The organism is Kitasatospora sp. Xyl93 (genome assembly GCF_055383135.1).
Genome location: NZ_AP029185.1, coordinates 1,628,535 through 1,647,804, shown reverse-complemented (window position 1 = coordinate 1,647,804; position 19,270 = coordinate 1,628,535). Strand labels below are relative to the sequence as shown.

Here is a 19,270-nt window from a genome sequence, read left to right as displayed (position 1 = left end):
CCGCCACCCCTATCTGGTTCGCTACCGCACCCGCGGCGCCGGTAGGCTGCACGTACATCGTCACTGGCTGCACCAAGACCGGTGGGCGCCGCAGCCGACCGCCGCACACACCCGAAGGACGCGCGTGTTCATCGCCGGATTCCCCGCAGGAGCCTGGGGCACCAACTGCTACCTGGTCGCTCCGGCGGCGGGCGAGGAGTGCGTCATCGTCGACCCCGGCCACCAGGCGGCCCGCGGCGTCGAGGAGATGGTCCGCGAGCACCGGCTGAAGCCCGTCGCCGTGCTGCTCACCCACGGCCACATCGACCACGTGGCCTCGGTGGTCCCGGTCTGCGGCGCCCGCGGCGTCCCGGCCTGGATCCACCCCGAGGACCGGTACATGATGTCCGACCCGGAGAGGGCGCTCGGCCGCTCCCTGGGCACCCAGCTGATGGGCGAGCTCACCGTCGGCGAGCCCGACGACGTGCGCGAGCTCACCGACGGCGGCGTGCTGGAGCTGGCCGGCCTGAAGCTCACCGTGGACCACGCCCCGGGCCATACCGGGGGGTCGGTGACCTTCCGGACGCCCGGTGCCGAGGACCTCCCCCCGGTGCTGTTCTCGGGCGACCTGCTGTTCGCCGGCTCCATCGGGCGCACCGACCTCCCGGGCGGGGACAGCGAGGCGATCATGGAATCGCTGGCCCGGGTGTGCCTGCCCCTCGACGACTCCACCGTGGTCCTCTCCGGCCACGGCGGTCAGACCACCATCGGCCGCGAGCGCGCCACCAACCCCTACCTCCGACAGGCAGCGGGGGCGGCCGGCGCCCCGGCTTTCCCGCGACGAGGAATGTGACGGAAGAGAAGTTGAGCACCTTCACCGCCCCCAAGGGCACCTACGACCTGCTGCCCCCCAGCTCCGCGACGTTCCTGGCGATCCGCGAGCGCATCGCCGCCCCCGCCCGCCGGGCCGGCTACGGCTACGTCGAGACCCCGGTCTTCGAGGACGTGAAGCTGTTCTCCCGCGGTGTCGGCGAGTCCACCGACATCGTCACCAAGGAGATGTACACCCTCACCACCAAGGGCGGCGACGAGCTCGCGCTGCGCCCCGAGGGCACTGCCTCGGTGCTGCGCGCCGCGCTCCAGGCCAACCTGCACAAGCAGGGCAACCTGCCGGTCAAGCTCTGGTACTCCGGCTCGTACTACCGCTACGAGCGCGCCCAGAAGGGCCGCTACCGCCAGTTCTCCCAGGTCGGCGCCGAGGCGATCGGGGCCGAGGACCCGGCGCTGGACGCCGAGCTGATCATCCTGGCCGACGACGCCTTCCGCTCGCTGGGCCTGCGCGACTACTCGCTGCTGCTCAACAGCCTCGGCGACAAGGAGTGCCGCCCGGTCTACCGCGCCGCGCTGATCGAGTTCCTCGCCGGGCTGGACCTGGACGAGGACACCCGCCGCCGCGCCGAGATCAACCCGCTGCGCGTCCTCGACGACAAGCGCGAGTCGGTGCAGGCCCAGCTGGTCGACGCCCCGATGCTGCGCGACTACCTGTGCGAGTCCTGCAAGGCGTACGACGAGAAGGTCCGCGAGCTGCTCACCGCGGCGGGCGTGGCCTTCGTGGACGACCCCAAGCTGGTGCGCGGCCTGGACTACTACACCCGCACCACCTTCGAGTTCGTGCACAACGGCCTCGGCGCGCAGTCCGCGATCGGCGGCGGCGGCCGCTACGACGGCCTGTCCGAGATGATCGGCGGCCCGGCGCTGCCGTCCGTCGGCTGGGCGCTCGGCGTGGACCGCAGCTACCTGGCGCTGGAGGCCGAGGGCGTCACCCTCGACCTGCCGGCCGCCACCTCCGTCTACGCCGTCGCGCTCGGCGAGGAGGCCAAGAACGTCCTGTTCGCCAAGGTGGTCGAGCTTCGCCGGGCCGGCGTCGCCACCGACCTCGCCTTCGGCGTCAAGAGCATCAAGAACGCGATGAAGTCCGCCGACCGGTCCGGCGCCCGCTTCGCCCTGATCGCCGGGGACCGGGACCTCGCCGAGGGTGTCGTCCAGCTCAAGGACCTCACCACCGGCGAGCAGACCCCCGTCGCCCTCGACGCACTCGTCACCACCCTGAAGGAGAAGCAGCTGTGATCCGCACGCACGACGCGGGCACGCTCCGCCCGGAGCACGCAGGCACCACCGTCACCCTGGCCGGCTGGGTCGCCCGCCGCCGCGACCACGGCGGCGTCGCCTTCATCGACCTGCGCGACGCCTCCGGCACCGTGCAGATCGTGGTCCGCGACCTCGACTCGGTGCACGGCCTGCGCGCCGAGTACTGCGTCAAGGTCGTCGGCGACGTCCGGGTCCGCCCCGAGGGCAACGAGAACCCGGACATCCCGACCGGCGCCGTCGAGGTCGTCGTCAGCGGGATCGAGGTGCTCTCCGAGGCCGCCCCGCTGCCGTTCCCGGTCGCCGAGTACGAGCCCGGCACGGTCAACGAGGAGGTCCGGCTGCGCTACCGCTACCTGGACCTGCGCCGTGAGGGCCCGGCCAAGGGCCTGCGCCTGCGCTCCAAGGTCAACAACATCATCCGCCGGGTGATGGAGGAGAACGACTACCTCGACATCGAGACGCCGTACCTCACCCGCTCCACCCCCGAGGGCGCCCGCGACTTCCTGGTCCCGGTCCGCCTCCAGCCCGGCCACTGGTACGCCCTGCCGCAGTCGCCCCAGCTGTTCAAGCAGCTGCTGATGGTGGCCGGCATGGAGCGCTACTACCAGATCGCCCGCTGCTTCCGCGACGAGGACTTCCGCGCCGACCGGCAGCCGGAGTTCACCCAGCTGGACATCGAGGCCTCGTTCGTCGACCAGGAGGACATCCTGGCCCTCGGCGAGAAGATCATCGGCGCCGTCTGGCGCGAGGTGCACGGGTACGAGATCCCCAACCCGCTGCCGCGGATGACCTACGCGGAGGCCATGGGCCGCTACGGCTCGGACAAGCCGGACGTCCGCTTCGGCCAGGAACTCACCGACCTGACCGAGTACTTCAAGGGCACCGACTTCCGCGTCTTCCAGGCCCCGTACGTCGGCGCCGTGGTCATGCCCGGCGGCGCCTCGCAGCCGCGCAAGCAGCTGGACGCCTGGCAGGACTGGGCCAAGGCGCGCGGTGCCCGCGGTCTGGCGTACGTCCTCATCGACGCCGAGACCGGCGAGCTGCGCGGCCCGGTCGCCAAGAACCTCTCCGAGGAGCACCTGGCCGGCCTCGCCGCCGCCGCGGGCGCCAAGAACGGCGACGCGATCTTCTTCGCGGCCGGCAAGGAGCGCGCCTCGCAGGAGCTGCTCGGCGCCGCCCGTCTGGAGATCGGCCGCCGCTGCCAGCTGATCGACGAGTCCCGGTGGGCCTTCCTCTGGGTCGTCGACTTCCCGATGTTCGAGCCGATCGAGGACGACAAGGGCCAGTTCCAGGGCTGGCACGCGGTGCACCACCCGTTCACCGCCCCGACCGCGGAGTCGCTGGCCACCTTCGACACCGACCCGGGCTCGGCGCTCTCCAACGCCTACGACCTGGTCCTCAACGGCTCGGAGCTGGGCGGCGGTTCGATCCGTATCCACCAGCGAGACGTGCAGAAGCGGGCGTTCGACGCGATCGGCCTCTCCGAGGAGGAGGCGGCCTCGCAGTTCGGCTTCCTGCTGGACGCCTTCAACTACGGCCCGCCGCCGCACGGTGGTGTCGCCTTCGGCCTGGACCGCATCGTCACGCTGCTGGGCGGGTACGACACCATCCGCGACGTCATCGCCTTCCCGAAGACGTCCACCGGCGGCGACCCGCTGACCGGCGCGCCGACCCCGATCACCCCGGCGCAGCGCCGCGAGGCCGGCGTGGACGCCCAGCCGAAGGTCCGCGAGGACGCCAAGGGCGAGGCCCAGCCCAAGGCCTGACACCGCGTCATCCGCTAACCTGCAACGGCCCCGGACGGCCCAGCCGCCGTCCGGGGCCGGTCCACAACGGTGTGTGACACAGGGAGGGTTGACCCGATGCAGGTCACAACGAGAGTCGAATGTCCGGAGGACGCCCCGGCCACCAGACGCGTCCACATGGCCGCGTTCCCCGGCCCGGACGAGGCGGACCTGGTGGACGCGCTGCGCCGCGACCCGGCCTGGCTGCCCGGGCTGTCCATGGTGGCGGTCGACGAGGCCGGGCTGGTGATCGGGCACGCGCTGCTGACCCGGCTGCGGGTCGGCGACGGCAGGGGCCTGGCGCTCGCGCCGGTCGCGGTGGCGCCCGAGTGGCAGCGCCGGGGCGTCGGCGAGCTGGTCGTCCGGGCCGCGCTGACGGCGGCCGAGAAGGCGGGCGAGAAGCTCGTGGTCGTCCTCGGCGATCCGGGGTACTACGGGCGGTTCGGCTTCGCGCCGGCCGGTCGGCACGAGGTCACCGGTCCGTTCGAGGTGCCGGAGGCGTACTTCCAGGCGCTGCCGCTGGCGGCGTACGACGGCGACCCGCGCGGGCTCTGCCGGTACCCCGAGCCGTTCGTCGCCGTCTGAGCCGTCTGAGTCGTCCGCCCGTCCGACCTGTTCGACCCGTCCGGCCCGACCCCCCGGGCGCCGCTCCCTCGGGCACCTCTCCCCAGGGCCGGTCCACGAGACCGGCCCCGGTCGCCACGGCCCCGCCGACCCGCGGGTACGGCCCTCGGCGCCTACGGTGAGTGCGCATCAGCATTCAGCCGGACGGAGGACCCGAGGGTGGCCGAGCAGCAGCGGACCGGGAAGCCGGGGAGACTGGCCAGGAAGCCGTACGAGCGGGAGCTGCTGCGGCTCCAGGAGGAGCTGGTGAAGCTCCAGGAGTGGGTGCGGGTCGAGGGCGCCCGGCTGGTGGTGGTCTTCGAGGGCCGCGACGCCGCCGGCAAGGGCGGAGCGATCAAGCGGGTGACGGAGTACCTGAACCCCCGCATCGCCCGGGTCGCGGCGCTGCCCACGCCGACCGAGCGGCAGAAGACCCAGTGGTACTTCCAGCGCTACGTCGAGCACCTCCCGGCCGCCGGGGAGATCGTGCTGTTCGACCGCAGCTGGTACAACCGCGCGGGCGTCGAGCGGGTGATGGGCTTCTGCACCGACGAGGAGTACTGGCAGTTCCTGCACCAGTGCCCGACCTTCGAGCGGATGCTGACCGAGTCGGGGATCCTGCTGCGCAAGTACTGGTTCTCGGTGAGCGACACCGAGCAGGAACGGCGCTTCCGGGACCGGCTGGAGGACCCGATGAAGCGCTGGAAGCTCTCCCCGATGGACGTCGAGTCGATCACCCGCTGGGAGGACTACTCGCGGGCCAAGGACGAGATGTTCATCCACACCGACACCCCGGACTCGCCCTGGCACGTGGTGGAGAGCGACGACAAGCGCCGGGCCCGGATCAACATGATCGCCCACCTGCTGTCCACCCTGCCGTACCGCGAGATCAGGGCGCCGCAGATCGAGCTGCCGCCCCGCCCCGCGTCGCGCGGCTACGAACGGCCCCCGCGCGACCTCCAGAAGTACGTCCCGGACCACGCCGCCGGGCTCGACTAGCGGGGCCGTCGGGTCGTCCGAACGGACGCGTGGCGTTGCCGGCACCCGGGCCGGGTCGTGCGATGGACGTGCCCACCACGGCGCGGGCGCCCGACCCGGGCGCCCGCCGGACGTCAGGAGACCCGCCCATGTTCGTGCGCACCGGCTACTTCACCGGCGACCCGGCCCGCCTCGGCCGGACCCTCGACGGTTTCAGCGCGGAGGCCGTCGGCCTGCTCTCCGGCGAGCACGGCTACCGGGGCTACGGGCTCTTCGCCAACCGCGAGCTGGGGGTCTTCACCATGGGCTCCTGGTGGGACACCGCGCAGGCCGAGCGGGACAGCGACGCGAAGCTGGGCGCGCGGCGCGGCGAGCTGCTCGCCCCCTTCGCCGGCACGGCGGCCGTCGACGTCTGGGAGGCGGCGGCCTTCGCGCCGCCCGGGGAGGGCGGGCCGGGGGCCCGGTTCCGGTTGGTCCGGGCCGAGTTCGACCCCTCCTCGGCGGACCGGCTGGTCGCGGCGTTCCGGGAGCAGGCGCTGCCCAACCTGGAGCGGATGGACGGCTTCGTGGGCGGGGCCCTGCTGATCCAGCGGGACCGCGGCCGGGCCTCGGTGGGGACGATCTTCCAGGATGAGGCCACCTTCGCGGCCTCCCGCAGCCCGCAGGCCGAGGCGCGGTCCCGGGTCACCGCCGCGGTCGGCGTGACGGTGCGGTCGCTGGAGGAGTTCGAGGTCGTCCTGCTGGACCGCCGTCCGCCGCGGTAGCCGCGAGCCGCGGCGGCCGTGCGGCCGGGGAGCCGTGAGCCCCGAAGCCCGTTCCGCGGACCCGGCCGTCCGCCGCGGGACGGGCTGTCGGCGGGCTCGCATAGGCTTCCGGTGTGGACGAACCGGACCTCTTCACCGCCGCAGCCGAGGAACGCCAGACCAGGGAGCCCGGCCGGGCGCCGCTGGCCGTACGGATGCGTCCGCGCACCCTGGACGAGGTGGCCGGGCAGCGGCAGCTGCTGAAGCCCGGCTCGCCGCTGCGCCGGCTGGTCGCGGGCTCCCGCGGGCCGGCGGCGACCAGCTCGGTGATCCTCTGGGGGCCGCCCGGCACCGGCAAGACCACCCTGGCGCACGTGATCAGCCAGGCCGTCGAGGGCCGCTTCGTGGAGCTGTCCGCGATCACCGCCGGGGTCAAGGAGGTCCGGGCCGTCATCGACGGCGCCCGGCGGGCGGTCGGGATGTCCGGCCGGGAGACGGTGCTCTTCCTGGACGAGATCCACCGCTTCTCCAAGGCCCAGCAGGACTCGCTGCTGCCGGCGGTGGAGAACCGCTGGGTGACCCTGATCGCGGCGACGACGGAGAACCCGTACTTCTCGGTGATCTCCCCGCTGCTGTCCCGCTCGCTGCTGCTCACCCTGGAGTCGCTGACCGACGAGGACATCCGGGCGCTGCTGCGCCGCGCGGTGGCCGACGAGCGCGGCTTGGAGGGCGCGCTGGAGCTGACCGCGGAGGCCGAGGACCACCTGGTGCGGCTGGCCGGCGGGGACGCCCGGCGGGCGCTCACCACGCTGGAGGCGGCGGCCGGGGCGGCGCTGGAGAAGGGCGAGCCGAGCATCACGCTGGCCACCACCGAGACGGCGGTCAACCAGGCGGCGGTGCGCTACGACAAGGACGGCGACCAGCACTACGACGTGGCGAGCGCGCTGATCAAGTCCATCCGGGGCAGCGACGTGGACGCCACCCTGCACTACCTGGCCCGGATGATCGAGGCGGGGGAGGACCCGCGCTTCATCGCCCGCCGGCTGATGATCTCGGCCAGCGAGGACGTCGGCCTGGCGGACCCGACGGCGCTGCAGACGGCGGTGGCGGCGGCCCAGGCGGTGGCCCTGATCGGCTTCCCGGAGGCCCGGATCATCCTCTCCCAGGCGGCCATCGCGCTGGCCCTGGCGCCCAAGTCCAACGCGGCCTACCTGGCGATCGACGCGGCACTGGCGGACGTCCGGCAGGGCTTGGCGGGCGCCGTCCCGGCGCACCTGCGGGACTCCCACTACGGCGGCGCGGGCAAGCTCGGCCACGGCAAGGGCTACCGGTACCCGCATGACCTGCCGGAGGGCATCGCGGCCCAGCAGTACGCGCCGGACGCCGTGCACGGCAAGGAGTACTACCAGCCGACCAGGCGCGGCGGCGAGGCCCGTTACGCGGACGTCGTGGAGTGGACGCGCGGGCGGCTGCGGGGGGAGCGCAGGACGGAGAAGAAGGCCGCGAAGCCGGCCGGGAAGGCGGCGGAGAAGCCGGAGAAGCCGGAGCCGGGGGCCGAGGAGCAGCCCGGGGAAAAGGGCGGGTGATCGACCGGTATACTCGGTCGGAGTGCCATGTCCCGGGACGGCGGCGGGGGATACCCCACCGACCGGCCGCACCAGCGGGGCATCGGCGGTAGGCCTCCTCCGGGAGGCCCGCACCAGGAGCGTCGCGCACCGTCATCGGTGTCGCGGGCGGCCCAGGATCCTGGGCCGGTCCGTGTGACCAGCACTTTCGTGCCCGACTCCGGAGAGCGGCTGATCCCATCGCGCAGGCGGCGGGGTTTTCTCCGGGTCGCGACATGCGACCTCCGTCAACACCTGGTGAAGCCGTATTCGTAAGCAAGGAAGGTTTGGTTCATGGCGAACCAGAAGCGCCCCAAGGTCAAGATCGCGCGCGCCCTCGGTGTGCCGCTGACCCCGAAGTCCGTCAAGTACTTCGAGGCCCGCCCGTACCCGCCCGGCCAGCACGGCCGTGGTCGCAAGCAGAACTCGGACTACAAGGTCCGTCTGCTCGAGAAGCAGCGTCTGCGCGCCCAGTACGACCTGAGCGAGAAGCAGATGGCCCGCGCGTTCGACCGCGCGAAGAAGGCCGAGGGCAAGACCGGTGAGGCGCTCGTCGCCGACCTGGAGACCCGTCTGGACTCCCTGGTGCTGCGTTCGGGCATCGCCCGCACCATCTACCAGGCCCGCCAGATGGTCGTCCACGGCCACATCGAGGTCAACGGCGGCAAGGTCAACAAGCCGTCGTTCCAGATGAAGCCGGGCTACGTGGTGACCGTCCGCGAGCGCAGCAAGGAGAAGGTCCCCTTCCAGGTCGCCCGTGAGGGTGGCTACGCGGGTGAGGGCCAGACCCCGAAGTACCTCGAGGTCAACCTGAAGGCCCTGGCCTTCCGCCTGGACCGTGCGCCGCAGCGCAAGGAGGTCCCGGTGATCTGTGACGAGCAGCTGGTCGTCGAGTACTACTCGCGCTGACCCGGTTCCGCTCTTCGCGACACCGCGAGCGAGCCCCCGTCGCCTTTCGAGGCGGCGGGGGCTCGCCCCGTTCCGGCTGCCGCGTCAGACTGACTCGCCGGTCATCGCGGCGGCCAGCCGCAGGTGCGGGCGGCCCTCCGCGGCGCGGCCCTGGCGCTCCAGGGTGCGGCCGAGCATCAGCCGGGCGTAGTCCTCGGCCGGGTCGGCCTCCAGGATCCGCAGCAGTTCGGCCTCGGCGCGGCGCAGCTGCGCGGAGTGGAAGTAGCTGCGGGCCAGCAGCAGCCGGACGGAGAGGTTGGCCGGCTCCTCGGCCAGCACGCCTTCGAGCATGCGGGCCGCGTCGGTGTACGCCTTGGAATCGAAGTAGAACTTCGCCATGCGGTACTCGTCGGCGGTGTTGTGGACGGCCATGGTGCTCCTTCCGGGCAGTTACTTGCCTCCTCAAGCAATCGGCAAGTTTCAACTATTCCGCACCGGCGAGGGGGCGGGTGCGGGCGGCACCGCGCGGGGGCCCGGTGCCGGTTCCGGGCCCTCCGCCGCGCCCCCGCCGCCGAGCGCCCGGGTGACCGCCGCGTCCAGGTCCAGCAGGGCGCCGGCCTGGTAGCAGTCCTCGTACTCCTGGGCGGTCAGCCCGGCCAGGGCCCGCTCGGCGCACTCCTGGTGCGGGCCGAAGAAGTTCCGCGAGCCCAGGAACGGGTTGCCGACCGTGCGCCAGATCCGGTGCGCCGCGCCCTGGAGCACCCGGGCCTCGCGCAGGTCGCCCACCGTGCCCGGGCCGCTCGGCTCGGTCTCCAGCAGCGCCAGCAGGTCGATGCCCAGCACGATGCCCAGCAGGTCGTGGAAGAGGTGGTTCAGCCGCACGCACTCCCGGGCCAGCGCGCGGGCGGGCTGCACCGCGCCGTCCAGCCAGTGCGAGTAGGCCATCGCGTAGAGCACGTACGCGTAGGCCCACTGCTCGCCGTGCTCCTCGCACAGCTCGCGGGCCTGGCCGAACCAGAGCTCGCCGCTGTCGAGGTCCCCCTGGAAGAGGTAGGCCAGGCCCAGCTCCAGCATGGCCATCACCACGTTGCTGTTGAGCTCGCCGATCGTCCGGTAGTGCCAGAGCGCCTCCTCGAACAGCTCGGCGGCCCGGTCGGGGTCGTCGCCGACCAGGGCGACGCAGCCCTGGCGGTGGACGGCGTAGGCCAGGGCCCGGTCGTCGCCGGTGTTCAGGGCCTGGCGGCGGCACTCCTCCAGCGCCGGGCGGGCGGTGCCGAGGTCGCCCTGGAGGGTGGCCATGTAGCCGGTCACCCAGAGCGCCTTGGCCCGGGCCTCGGTGGGCTCGCGGTCCAGGGCGAGCGCGCGGTCCAGCCAGTGCCGGCCCTCGCCGAGGTGGCCGCAGCCGACCCAGTAGAACCAGAGCGCCCCGGCCAGCAGCAGGGCGATCTGCTCCTCGCCGGGCTCGGTGAGGCAGAACTCCAGCGCGGCGCGGAGGTTGCTGTGGGCGAGCTCCGTGCGCTCGGCGGTCTCCGCCTGCCGGGGGCCGAACCACTCGACCTCGCCCCAGGTGGCGACACCGAGGTACCAGTCCCGGTGGCGGCGCAGCAGCCGGGGCTCCTCGCCGGCGGCGCGCAGCCACTGGCCGCCGTACTCGCGCAGGGTGTCCAGCAGCCGGAAGCGCACGCCGAAGGGGCTGTCCTCGCGGAGCACCACGGACTTGGCGACCAGTTCGTCGAGCAGGTCGAGCGTCTCCTCGGGCTCGATGCCCTCGCCGGCGCAGACGTACTCGGCGGCCTCCAGGTCGAAACCGCCGGCGAAGACCGACAGTCGGGCCCAGAGTAAACGTTCCTGCACCGTGCACAGCTCATGGCTCCAGCCGATCGTCGTGCGCAGCGTCCGGTGCCGGGGCAGGGCCGTCCGGGAGCCGCCGGTGAGCAGCCGGAAGCGGTCGTCGAGCCGGGCGGTGACCTGCTCCACCGACAGCGCGCGCAGCCGGCCGGCGGCCAGCTCCACGGCCAGCGGCAGCCCGTCCAGCCGTCGGCAGAGCAGCGCGACCGCCTCCGCGTTCGCCTCCGTCACCTCGAACGACGGCAGCACCGCCCGGGCCCGGTCGGCGAACAGCCGTACCGCGTCCGGCAGCGCGCCCGGGCGCGGTGGGGCGGTCGGCAGCGGGGCGAGGGTCAGCAGGTGCTCGCCCGAGGCCCGCAGCGCGGTGCGGCTGGTGGCCAGCAGCCGCAGGCCGGGCAGCGCCCGCAGCAGCGCGTCGGCCAGCTCGGCGCAGGCCTCCACCAGGTGCTCGCAGCCGTCCAGCACCAGCAGCGGGCACAGGCCGTCCAGCCGCTCGATCAGGACGTCCAGCGGCGGACGGGCGGTGCCGTCGGAGAGCCGCAGCGCCTCCAGGACGGCGTGGCCGAGCAGCAGCGGGTCCTGCACCGGGGCCACGTCCACCAGCCAGGTGCCGTCCGGGAACGCGTCGGCCGCCCGGGCCGCCGCGCGCAGGGCCAGCCGGCTCTTGCCCACGCCGCCCGGCCCGGTGACGGTCACCAGCCGGGCCGAGGCCAGCAGGCCGGCCAGTTCGGCCAGTTCGGCCCGCCGCCCGACGAAGCCGGTCACCTCGGCCGGCAGCCGTCCGGGCTCCGGCTCCCACGGCCCCGCCCCGGGCTCCCCGGGCTGTGCTCTCCAGTCCCCGGCCAAAGGCTGCTCCCCGTGCTCCAGGCCGGACCGTCGCGGTCCGGACGTGCGTCGGGCCGTACGGGCGACGGCCTGCCAGGCAGAACGAGGTGACCGGCCGGTCGGTTACGCGCGCGGATCGCACACCCGACCGGATCGCCGGGCGGAGAACCCGGTCCGGGAATCGGGCGTGGGCGCGATAGGGTTCCGTCTGAATAGTTGCAAGGCGAGGGAGCGCGCAAAGGTGTCCGTGGGAGAGCTGGCCGGATTGCTCGTCGCCGTGTTCTGGGCGGTCCTGGTCACCCTGCTCGCCGTGGTGCTGGTCCGCCTCTCGCGGGTGCTGAAGGAGGCCGCCGTCCTGGTCTCCGCGGTCACCGAGCAGGCCGTCCCGCTGCTGACCGACGCGGGCGCCGCCGTGCGCAGCGCCAACGAGCAACTGGAGCGGGTGGACGAGATCACCGCCAACGTGCAGGACGCCGCCGCCAACGCCAACGCGCTCTCCTCCACCGTGGCCGCCACCCTGGGCGGACCGCTGGTGAAGGTCGCCGCGTTCAGCTACGGCGTGCGCAAGGCCGTCGCCCGGCAGCAGGGCGGCCTGCCGCCGGTGCCGGCGCAGGCGGGCGAGCGCGAGGAGCTGGCCCGGCTGGTCCGGGCCGAGGTGCGCGCCGCGACGGCGCCCAGGAACGGCCTGTTCTCCCGGGTCCGGCGCGCGGTGAGGGGCTGACGGCATGGTGCGACGCATCTTCTGGATGGCGGTCGGCGCCGGTGCCACCGTCTGGGCCATGAACAAGGCCAACGAGGCCGTGCACCGGCTCACCCCGGACAGCCTCTCCGGCACCGCCGCCCGGGGCGCCCTGCACCTGGGCGACCTGGCCAAGCAGTTCGCGCAGGACGTGAAGGCCGGCATGGCCGAGCGCGAGGAGCAGCTGAAGGACGACCTGGGGCTGCACGGCACCGCCGTGCTGGAGCCCCGCAGCGCCCGCCGGGTGCTGCGCGGCGAGCCGCAGTACCGAGCTATCTCGGCGGCGCCCGGTAGCCCGGCCGCCGCCCTGCCTCCGTCGTCCCGCACCCGCTCGGTACCCGACGGTGCCGGCACCACCCCCCAGACCACTGAAGAAACGCCCCGCCGCGCGCTGCCGCCGCGGGGCGGCACCCCGAACCGGAAGGACCACTAATGGAGTCGGCTGAGATCCGCCGCCGCTGGCTGCGCTTCTTCGAGGAGCGCGGCCACACCGTCGTTCCGTCGGCGTCCCTGGTCGCCGACGACCCCACCCTGCTGCTCGTCAACGCCGGCATGGTGCCGTTCAAGCCCTACTTCCTGGGCGAGGTCAAGCCGCAGTTCTCGCGCGCCACCAGCGTCCAGAAGTGCGTGCGCACCCTGGACATCGAGGAGGTCGGGAAGACCACCCGGCACGGCTCCTTCTTCCAGATGTGCGGCAACTTCTCCTTCGGCGACTATTTCAAGGAAGGAGCCATCAAGTTCGCGTGGGAGCTGCTCACCACTCCCGTCGCGGACGGCGGCTACGGCCTGGAGAAGGAGAAGCTCTGGATCACCGTCTACAAGGACGACGACGAGGCCGAGCAGATCTGGCGTGACGTCATCGGCGTGCCCTCGGAGCGCATCCAGCGCCTGGGCATGAAGGACAACTTCTGGTCGATGGGCGTCCCCGGCCCGTGCGGCCCGTGCTCGGAGATCAACTACGACCGCGGCCCCGCGTACGGCGAGGAGGGCGGCCCGGCCGTCAACGGCGAGCGCTACCTGGAGATCTGGAACCTGGTCTTCATGCAGTACGAGCGCGGCCACGGCGACGGGAAGGACGGCTTCGAGATCCTCGGCGACCTGCCGAGCAAGAACATCGACACCGGCCTCGGCCTGGAGCGCCTCGCCGCCATCCTGCAGGGCGTCGACAACCTCTTCGAGATCGACACCAGCCGGATGATCCTCGACCGCGCCGCCGAGCTCACCGGCCACACCTACGGCGCCGACCACAAGTCGGACGTCTCGCTGCGCGTGGTCACCGACCACATCCGCACCGCGCTGATGCTGATCGGCGACGGCGTCACCCCGGGCAACGAGGGCCGCGGCTACGTGCTGCGCCGCATCCTGCGCCGCGCCATCCGCAACATGCGCCTGCTGGGCGCCACCGGCGTGGTGGCCAAGGACCTCACGGACATCGCGATCAAGGCGATGGCCCCGCAGTACCCGGAGCTGGAGACCGACCGCAAGCGCATCGAGACGGTCGTCGTCGGCGAGGAGGCGGCCTTCCTGCAGACCCTGAAGGCCGGCACCAGCCTGCTGGACGCCGCGGTCACCGAGACCAAGCAGGCCGGCGGCGCCGTCCTCTCCGGCGACCAGGCCTTCAAGCTGCACGACACCTACGGCTTCCCGATCGACCTCACCCTGGAGATGGCCGAGGAGCAGGGCCTCCAGGTGGACGAGGCCGGCTTCCGCCGCCTGATGCAGGAGCAGCGGGACCGCGCCAAGGCGGACGCCAAGGCCAAGAAGATGGGCCACGCCGACGTCGCCGCGTACCGCGAGGTCGCCGACAAGTCCGGCGCCAGCGTCTTCACCGGCTACAGCCTCACCGAGGGCGAGGCCACCGTGGTCGGCCTGCTGGTGGACGGCGTCCCGGCGCCGGCCGCCTCCGAGGGCGACGAGGTCGAGATCATCCTCGACCGCACCCCGTTCTACGCCGAGGGCGGCGGCCAGCTCGCCGACCAGGGCCGGATCCGGCTCGAGTCCGGCGCGGTGGTGGAGATCCGCGACGTGCAGCAGCCCGTCCCGGGCGTCATCGTGCACTCCGGCGGGGTGCTGTTCGGCGAGGTCGTGCTGGGCGCCTCGGCGTACGCCACGATCGACACCGAGCGCCGCCGGGCGATCGCCCGCGCCCACTCGGCCACCCACCTGACCCACCAGGCGCTGCGCGACGCGCTCGGCCCGACGGCCGCCCAGGCCGGCTCCGAGAACGCCCCCGGCCGCTTCCGCTTCGACTTCGGTTCGCCCGCCGCCGTTCCCGGCAGCGTGCTGGTCGACGTCGAGCAGAAGATCAACGACGTGCTGGGCCGCGAGCTGGAGGTCAGCGCCGAGGTCATGACGATGGACCAGGCCCGCAAGGCCGGCGCCATCGCGATGTTCGGCGAGAAGTACGGCGACGAGGTCCGGGTCGTCACCATCGGCGACTTCTCCAAGGAGCTGTGCGGTGGCACCCACGTGGGCAACACCGCCCAGCTGGGCCTGGTGAAGCTGCTCGGCGAGTCCTCGATCGGCTCCGGCGTGCGCCGCGTCGAGGCGCTGGTCGGCACCGACGCGTACCGCTTCCTGGCCCGTGAGCACACCGTGGTCTCCCAGCTCACCGAGCTGGTCAAGGGCCGCCCGGAGGAGCTGCCGGAGAAGATCTCGGGCATGCTCGCCAAGCTCAAGGACGCCGAGAAGGAGATCGAGCGCTTCCGCGCCGAGAAGGTGCTGGCCGCCGCGGCGGGCCTGGCCGACTCGGCCGAGGACGTGCACGGCGTCGCCGTGGTCGCCGCGCAGGTCGCCGACGGCGTGGGCGCGGACGAGCTGCGCAAGCTGGTCCTGGACGTGCGCGGCCGCCTCGGCTCGCGCCCGGCCGTGGTCGCCGCCTTCACCGTGGCCAACGACCGTCCGCTGACCGTGATCGCCACCAACGAGGACGCCCGCGGCCGCGGCATCAAGGCCGGCGAGCTGGTCCGGACCGCCGCCAAGACCCTCGGCGGCGGCGGTGGCGGCAAGGACGACGTCGCCCAGGGCGGCGGCTCCAACCCGGCCGCGGTCGGCGAGGCCATCGCCGCGGTGCGCGGCCTGGTCGCGGAGCGCGCCAGCTGATGGAGCAGGAGGAGAGGCCCTTCCGGCGGGGGCGGCGGATCGCCGTCGACGTCGGGGACGCCCGGATCGGGGTCGCGTCCTGCGACCCCGACGGGGTGCTCGCCACCCCCGTGGAGACCGTCCCGGCCGGGGTGAAGTCACAGGCCAGGATCGCCGCCATCGTCGACGAGTACGGCGCGATGGAGGTGATCGTCGGGCTGCCGCGCTCGCTCAGCGGCAAGGAGGGCCCGGCGGCGGAGAAGGTCCGGGCGTACGCGGCCCGGCTGGCGAACCGGCTCTACCCGGTGCCGGTGCGGCTGGTGGACGAGCGGATGTCGACCGTCACCGCGACCCACGGGCTGCGCGCCTCGGGGGTCAAGGCGAAGAAGGGCCGCTCGGTGGTCGACCAGGCCGCCGCGGTGGTGATCCTCCAGACCGCCCTTGAGTCCGAACGGGTGAGCGGACGCCCGCCCGGTGAGAGCGTCGAGGCGACCGGCTGACCGGTGTGATCTAACGTCCCGTTGAGGGGTCCGTGCGGACGCGTCCGCACGGACCCCTTCTTCGTTCGTTTCCGTGTCCGTTTCAGATCGATTCGCATCGATCCAGTCCGGACCGGAGAGGATCCGCACCGATCCGGGACCGCCGAGGGGGCGCGAGCCATGACCGACCAGGACTTCCACCCGGGGCTCACACCCGGACACCTGGGTGCGCCGGTGCTGGAGCCGGAGGGCCGCCCGCCGTCCGCGCCCCGCCCGCGCTCCGATGCGCCGGATCCGCACCGACGGCGCAACGGGCTGGCCTGCGGGCTCACCGCCTTCGCCCTGGTCGCGGTGTTCGGCGGGATCGGGCTGACCGGGTACACCTGGTTCCAGTCGCAGCGCAAACCCCCGGCCGCCGCCGACTTCGCCGGGCAGGGCACCGGCAGCGTCCAGGTCTCGGTGCCGGAGGGCGCCGGCCTCTCCCAGATCGCGTCGGCGCTGGTCCGCAACGGGGTGGTGGCCAGCTCGCTGGCCTTCACCCGGGCCGCGAGGGGCAGCGCGGCGGCGGCCGGGCGGATCCAGCCAGGGACGTACACGCTGAAGCAGAAGATGTCGGCCGTGGCGGCGCTGGCGATCCTGATCGACCCGGCCAACGCCAACGGCCTGACCATCCCCGAGGGCTGGCGCGGCTACCAGATCTACGCGGCCATCGACAAGAAGCTGAACCTGCCCGAGGGCACCACCCAGAAGACCGCCCAGGAGCAGGGCGCCGAGCTCGGCCTGCCGGACTTCACCAACGGCAGCCCGGAGGGGTACCTGTTCCCGGCGACGTACAGCGTCACCGACGGCACCACCGCCTTCGACCTGCTGAAGCAGATGGTGGACCGGGCCGGCAAGGAGTTCGGCCGGGACGACGCCAACGTCGTCGCGCAGAACCTCGGGCAGACCCTGTACGGGCTGGTCACCGTGGCCAGCATGGTCCAGGGCGAGGCCGACAACACCGCGGACATGGGCAAGGTGGCCCGGGTGATCTACAACCGGCTGGCCAAGGGCATGCCCCTGCAACTGGACTCCACCATCAACTACGCGCTCGGCCGGTCGACCCTGAACACCTCGGTGACCGACACCCGGCTGGACTCCCCGTACAACACCTACCTGCACCCCGGGCTGCCGCCGAGCCCGATCTCCAACCCCGGGCGGCAGGCGATCATGGCGGCGCTGGACCCGACGCCGGGGGACTGGCTGTACTTCGTCACCGTGAAGCCCGGGGACACCCGGTTCACCGACAGCTTCGACGTGCAGCAGCGCAACGTGGCGGAGTTCAACGCCAACCGGGCGGCGGCCAGGCAGAGCGCCTCGGCGTCCGCGCCGAGCTCCGGCCCGGCGGCCCCCGGGGCGGGGGCCGGTGCGCCTTCCGGCGCCGGTGCGGGGACGCCGTAGCGGTGGTGTGTGCCGTCGGTGAGGTCGCTCACCGACGGTGCGTCCGCCCGGCCGGGGGTAAGGCTGCGGTACGGTAACGTCTCCCTCCAGGCGCTGCGCTAGCACGCCGGTTCGAGATTCAGCCGGGACCGCGTCGTCCCGGGACGGCCGGTTCGATCCTCCGGCCGTCACCGTCGGTTAAGGGGATCGATGACCGATCTGGGCGGGGGCTACGGCCCCCAGGGCGAGCCGTGGCACCCCGGTGATCCCGGGTACGACGGCCGGCAGCCGGTCCCCGGCCAGCAGGACGGCCAGTGGCAGCAGCAGTACCCGCAGCAGGGCCAGTCGGCCCAGCAGCCGTACGGGGACGTGCAGCAGGGGTACGCGCAGCAGCAGATGACGCCGCAGATGCAGCAGCAGATGATGGCGCAGCAGCAGGGCTACCAGCAGCAGGCCCCCCAGCAGCAGGGTTACGTCCAGCAGGGCTACCCGCAGCAGACGGCGCAGCAGGGCTACCCCCAGCAGGGGTACGGGCAGCAGCAGGCTCAGCAGCCGATGCAGCAGGGGTACGCGCAGCAGCAGATGCCCCAGCAGCAGGCGCCGATGCAGCAGGGCTACGAGCAGCAGGGGTACGAGCAGCAGGGCTACGAGCAGCAGGGTTTCCCCGGGGGCCAGCAGCAGGGCCACGCGCAGCAGCAGGGCCAGGCCCCCCAGCAGCAGGCGCCGATGCAGCAGCAGGCGCCCCAGCCGCAATCGCCCCAGCAGCAGGCCCCGGGGCAGCGGAGCCGGCGCCGGCAGCCGGCCCCGGAGCCCGTGCCGGCCTCCGGCCCCGGCCCGGACGGGATCGACTGGGAGGCCGAGGCCGCCGCCCTGGAGGCCGGGGCTGACCCGGTCGGCGCCGCCCGTGAGGGTGCCAAGGACGAGTGGGACGGCCACGAGGACGGCCGCCACCAGGACGACGGCTACCTCGACGAGCACGCCGAGGCCGGGGACGCCGGCTTCCTCGGGGAGCAGGACGACTCCCGCGAGGCCCAGAAGAAGCGCAAGGAGAAGGGCAAGAAGTCGGGCCGCCGCAACGGCGGCGCCTGCCTGCTGGTCGCGCTGGTGCTGCTCGGCGCCATGGGCGGGGCCGGCTGGTGGGGCTACGGCTTCTACCAGGACCACTTCGGCCCGGCGCCGGACTTCACCGGGGAGGGCACCGGCTCCGTCCAGGTGGAGGTCAAGAAGGGCGCGGTCGGCGGGCAGATCGGCCTGGCGCTGAAGAACGCCGGCGTGGTCAAGAGCGTCGACGCGTTCTCCGAGGCCTGCAAGGCCGAGCCCAAGTGCGGCACCATCCAGTACGGCTACTACGGGCTGAAGAAGGAGATGCCGGCCGCCGCCGCGCTCAAGGAGCTGCTCGCCCAGGCGGGCGGCGCCGCGATCGTGGTCCCGGAGGGCAAGAACTCCACCGAGATCTACAGCCTGATCGACACCAAGCTGAAGCTGCAGCCGGGCACCACGGCGGGCGTCGCCAAGGCCCAGGTGAACGAGCTCGGCCTGCCGCCGTACGCGAACGGCAACGTCGAGGGCTTCCTGTGGCCGACCCGCTACAACATCGCCGAGGGCATGAAGCCCGAGGACCTGCTCAAGCAGATGGTCAAGAACGCCACCGAGAAGTACGCCGGCCTGGACTCCCAGGCCGCCTCGGTGGGGCTGAAGACCGGCTACGAGGTGCTCATCGAGGCGAGCATCCTCCAGCGCGAGGGCAACAACGCCGGCGACTTCGCCAAGATGGCCAAGACCATCCAGAACCGGCTGGCCGCCGGCGGCGAGATCAACCACCGGCTCGGCATGGACACCACGCTCCAGTACTCGTTGGGCCGCAAGGACCTCAACAAGAAGGACATGGACGACGCGTCCAACAAGTACAACACCTACGTGAACCCGGGCCTGCCGCCCGGTCCGATCTCCAACCCCGGCGACGAGGCGCTCAACGCGGTGCTGCACCCGGCGGACGGCAAGTGGCTGTACTTCATCGCGATGTCCCCGACCAACACCCGGTTCGCCGAGACGAGCAAGGAGCACTACGCCAACGTCAAGGAGTACTGCCAGTCGGCCGGGCAGAACTTCGACGAGGCGCGCGGCCACTGCACCACCAAGTAGCCACGGCCGG

16 protein-coding genes are annotated in these 19,270 nt (G+C 72.8%); 14 read left to right on the top strand and 2 right to left on the bottom strand.

All coding sequences use genetic code 11. The features are described from left to right. Nucleotides 1–124: 124 nt before the first annotated feature. The 8 genes from ACZ5GH_RS06840 (at nucleotide 125) to rpsD (ending at nucleotide 8,748) form a co-directional block, all read left to right on the top strand. Nucleotides 125–832, top strand: a complete 708-nt coding sequence (locus tag ACZ5GH_RS06840; protein ID WP_387750855.1) for an MBL fold metallo-hydrolase — start codon at nucleotides 125–127, stop codon at nucleotides 830–832. An 11-nt stretch (nucleotides 833–843) separates the two neighbouring features. Then, the gene (hisS, locus tag ACZ5GH_RS06835) at nucleotides 844–2,106 is read left to right on the top strand and encodes a histidine--tRNA ligase (RefSeq protein ID WP_387750858.1); all 1,263 of its coding nucleotides are present in this window, start codon (nucleotides 844–846) and stop codon (nucleotides 2,104–2,106) included. Further along, on the top strand, nucleotides 2,103–3,893 hold the full coding sequence (gene aspS, locus ACZ5GH_RS06830) for an aspartate--tRNA ligase (RefSeq protein ID WP_387750861.1): 1,791 nt from the start codon (nucleotides 2,103–2,105) through the stop codon (nucleotides 3,891–3,893). Before hisS ends, aspS begins: the two co-directional genes overlap by 4 nt. Before the next feature lie 96 nt (nucleotides 3,894–3,989). Further along, a complete protein-coding gene (locus tag ACZ5GH_RS06825) occupies nucleotides 3,990–4,496 on the top strand; it encodes a GNAT family N-acetyltransferase (RefSeq protein WP_464333712.1) in 507 nt (168 codons plus the stop codon). 198 nt (nucleotides 4,497–4,694) lie between these two features. Further along, nucleotides 4,695–5,513: a polyphosphate kinase 2 gene (gene ppk2 / locus ACZ5GH_RS06820; RefSeq protein ID WP_464333711.1), complete on the top strand. Its 819-nt coding sequence runs from the start codon at nucleotides 4,695–4,697 to the stop codon at nucleotides 5,511–5,513. Nucleotides 5,514–5,641: 128 nt separating this feature from the next. After that, nucleotides 5,642–6,256, top strand: a complete 615-nt coding sequence (locus tag ACZ5GH_RS06815) for a hypothetical protein (protein WP_387750869.1) — start codon at nucleotides 5,642–5,644, stop codon at nucleotides 6,254–6,256. A 113-nt stretch (nucleotides 6,257–6,369) separates the two neighbouring features. Next, on the top strand, nucleotides 6,370–7,821 hold the full coding sequence (locus ACZ5GH_RS06810) for a replication-associated recombination protein A (protein WP_464333710.1): 1,452 nt from the start codon (nucleotides 6,370–6,372) through the stop codon (nucleotides 7,819–7,821). 312 nt (nucleotides 7,822–8,133) lie between these two features. Next, nucleotides 8,134–8,748 (top strand): 30S ribosomal protein S4, encoded by a 615-nt coding sequence (gene rpsD / locus ACZ5GH_RS06805; protein WP_030056230.1) that lies wholly within the window; start codon nucleotides 8,134–8,136, stop codon nucleotides 8,746–8,748. 84 nt (nucleotides 8,749–8,832) lie between these two features. Here the strand turns inward: rpsD and ACZ5GH_RS06800 are convergent, their stop codons facing one another. Continuing rightward, complete coding sequence (locus ACZ5GH_RS06800; protein ID WP_464333709.1) at nucleotides 8,833–9,159, bottom strand: tetratricopeptide repeat protein; 327 nt, start codon at nucleotides 9,157–9,159, stop codon at nucleotides 8,833–8,835. A 48-nt stretch (nucleotides 9,160–9,207) separates the two neighbouring features. Continuing rightward, nucleotides 9,208–11,421: an ATP-binding protein gene (locus tag ACZ5GH_RS06795; RefSeq protein WP_387750878.1), complete on the bottom strand. Its 2,214-nt coding sequence runs from the start codon at nucleotides 11,419–11,421 to the stop codon at nucleotides 9,208–9,210. Between the two features lie 220 nt (nucleotides 11,422–11,641). Here ACZ5GH_RS06795 and ACZ5GH_RS06790 point away from each other — a divergent pair, with 220 nt between their 5' ends. The 6 genes from ACZ5GH_RS06790 (at nucleotide 11,642) to mltG (ACZ5GH_RS06765) (ending at nucleotide 19,260) form a co-directional block, all read left to right on the top strand. Further along, nucleotides 11,642–12,121, top strand: coding sequence for a DUF948 domain-containing protein (locus tag ACZ5GH_RS06790; protein WP_387750881.1), 480 nt, complete (start codon nucleotides 11,642–11,644; stop codon nucleotides 12,119–12,121). 4 nt (nucleotides 12,122–12,125) lie between these two features. Beyond that, nucleotides 12,126–12,572 carry a DUF6167 family protein gene (locus tag ACZ5GH_RS06785; protein ID WP_387750883.1) on the top strand — a complete coding sequence of 149 codons (447 nt, stop codon included), beginning with the start codon at nucleotides 12,126–12,128 and terminating at the stop codon, nucleotides 12,570–12,572. Further along, complete coding sequence (alaS, locus tag ACZ5GH_RS06780; protein ID WP_401104977.1) at nucleotides 12,572–15,241, top strand: alanine--tRNA ligase; 2,670 nt, start codon at nucleotides 12,572–12,574, stop codon at nucleotides 15,239–15,241. Before ACZ5GH_RS06785 ends, alaS begins: the two co-directional genes overlap by 1 nt. Beyond that, complete coding sequence (gene ruvX, locus ACZ5GH_RS06775; protein WP_363385052.1) at nucleotides 15,241–15,720, top strand: Holliday junction resolvase RuvX; 480 nt, start codon at nucleotides 15,241–15,243, stop codon at nucleotides 15,718–15,720. The genes alaS and ruvX overlap by 1 nt, the downstream gene beginning before the upstream one ends. A gap of 159 nt (nucleotides 15,721–15,879) precedes the next feature. Beyond that, nucleotides 15,880–17,139: an endolytic transglycosylase MltG gene (mltG, locus tag ACZ5GH_RS06770; protein WP_464333708.1), complete on the top strand. Its 1,260-nt coding sequence runs from the start codon at nucleotides 15,880–15,882 to the stop codon at nucleotides 17,137–17,139. Nucleotides 17,140–17,328: 189 nt separating this feature from the next. Beyond that, nucleotides 17,329–19,260, top strand: a complete 1,932-nt coding sequence (mltG, locus tag ACZ5GH_RS06765) for an endolytic transglycosylase MltG (RefSeq protein ID WP_464333707.1) — start codon at nucleotides 17,329–17,331, stop codon at nucleotides 19,258–19,260. Nucleotides 19,261–19,270: the final 10 nt, after the last annotated feature.

What these genes read in the sequence shown, in the direction of transcription:
- ACZ5GH_RS06785 (WP_387750883.1), top strand. Translation starts at nt 12,126, where the DNA reads ATGGTGCGACGCATCTTCTGGATGGCGGTCGGCGCCGGTGCCACCGTC.
- mltG (WP_464333708.1), top strand. Translation starts at nt 15,880, where the DNA reads ATGACCGACCAGGACTTCCACCCGGGGCTCACACCCGGACACCTGGGT.
- alaS (WP_401104977.1), top strand. Translation starts at nt 12,572, where the DNA reads ATGGAGTCGGCTGAGATCCGCCGCCGCTGGCTGCGCTTCTTCGAGGAG.
- ACZ5GH_RS06815 (WP_387750869.1), top strand. Translation starts at nt 5,642, where the DNA reads ATGTTCGTGCGCACCGGCTACTTCACCGGCGACCCGGCCCGCCTCGGC.
- ACZ5GH_RS06825 (WP_464333712.1), top strand. Translation starts at nt 3,990, where the DNA reads ATGCAGGTCACAACGAGAGTCGAATGTCCGGAGGACGCCCCGGCCACC.
- mltG (WP_464333707.1), top strand. Translation starts at nt 17,329, where the DNA reads ATGACCGATCTGGGCGGGGGCTACGGCCCCCAGGGCGAGCCGTGGCAC.
- rpsD (WP_030056230.1), top strand. Translation starts at nt 8,134, where the DNA reads ATGGCGAACCAGAAGCGCCCCAAGGTCAAGATCGCGCGCGCCCTCGGT.
- ruvX (WP_363385052.1), top strand. Translation starts at nt 15,241, where the DNA reads ATGGAGCAGGAGGAGAGGCCCTTCCGGCGGGGGCGGCGGATCGCCGTC.
- ACZ5GH_RS06800 (WP_464333709.1), bottom strand. Translation starts at nt 9,159, where the DNA reads ATGGCCGTCCACAACACCGCCGACGAGTACCGCATGGCGAAGTTCTAC.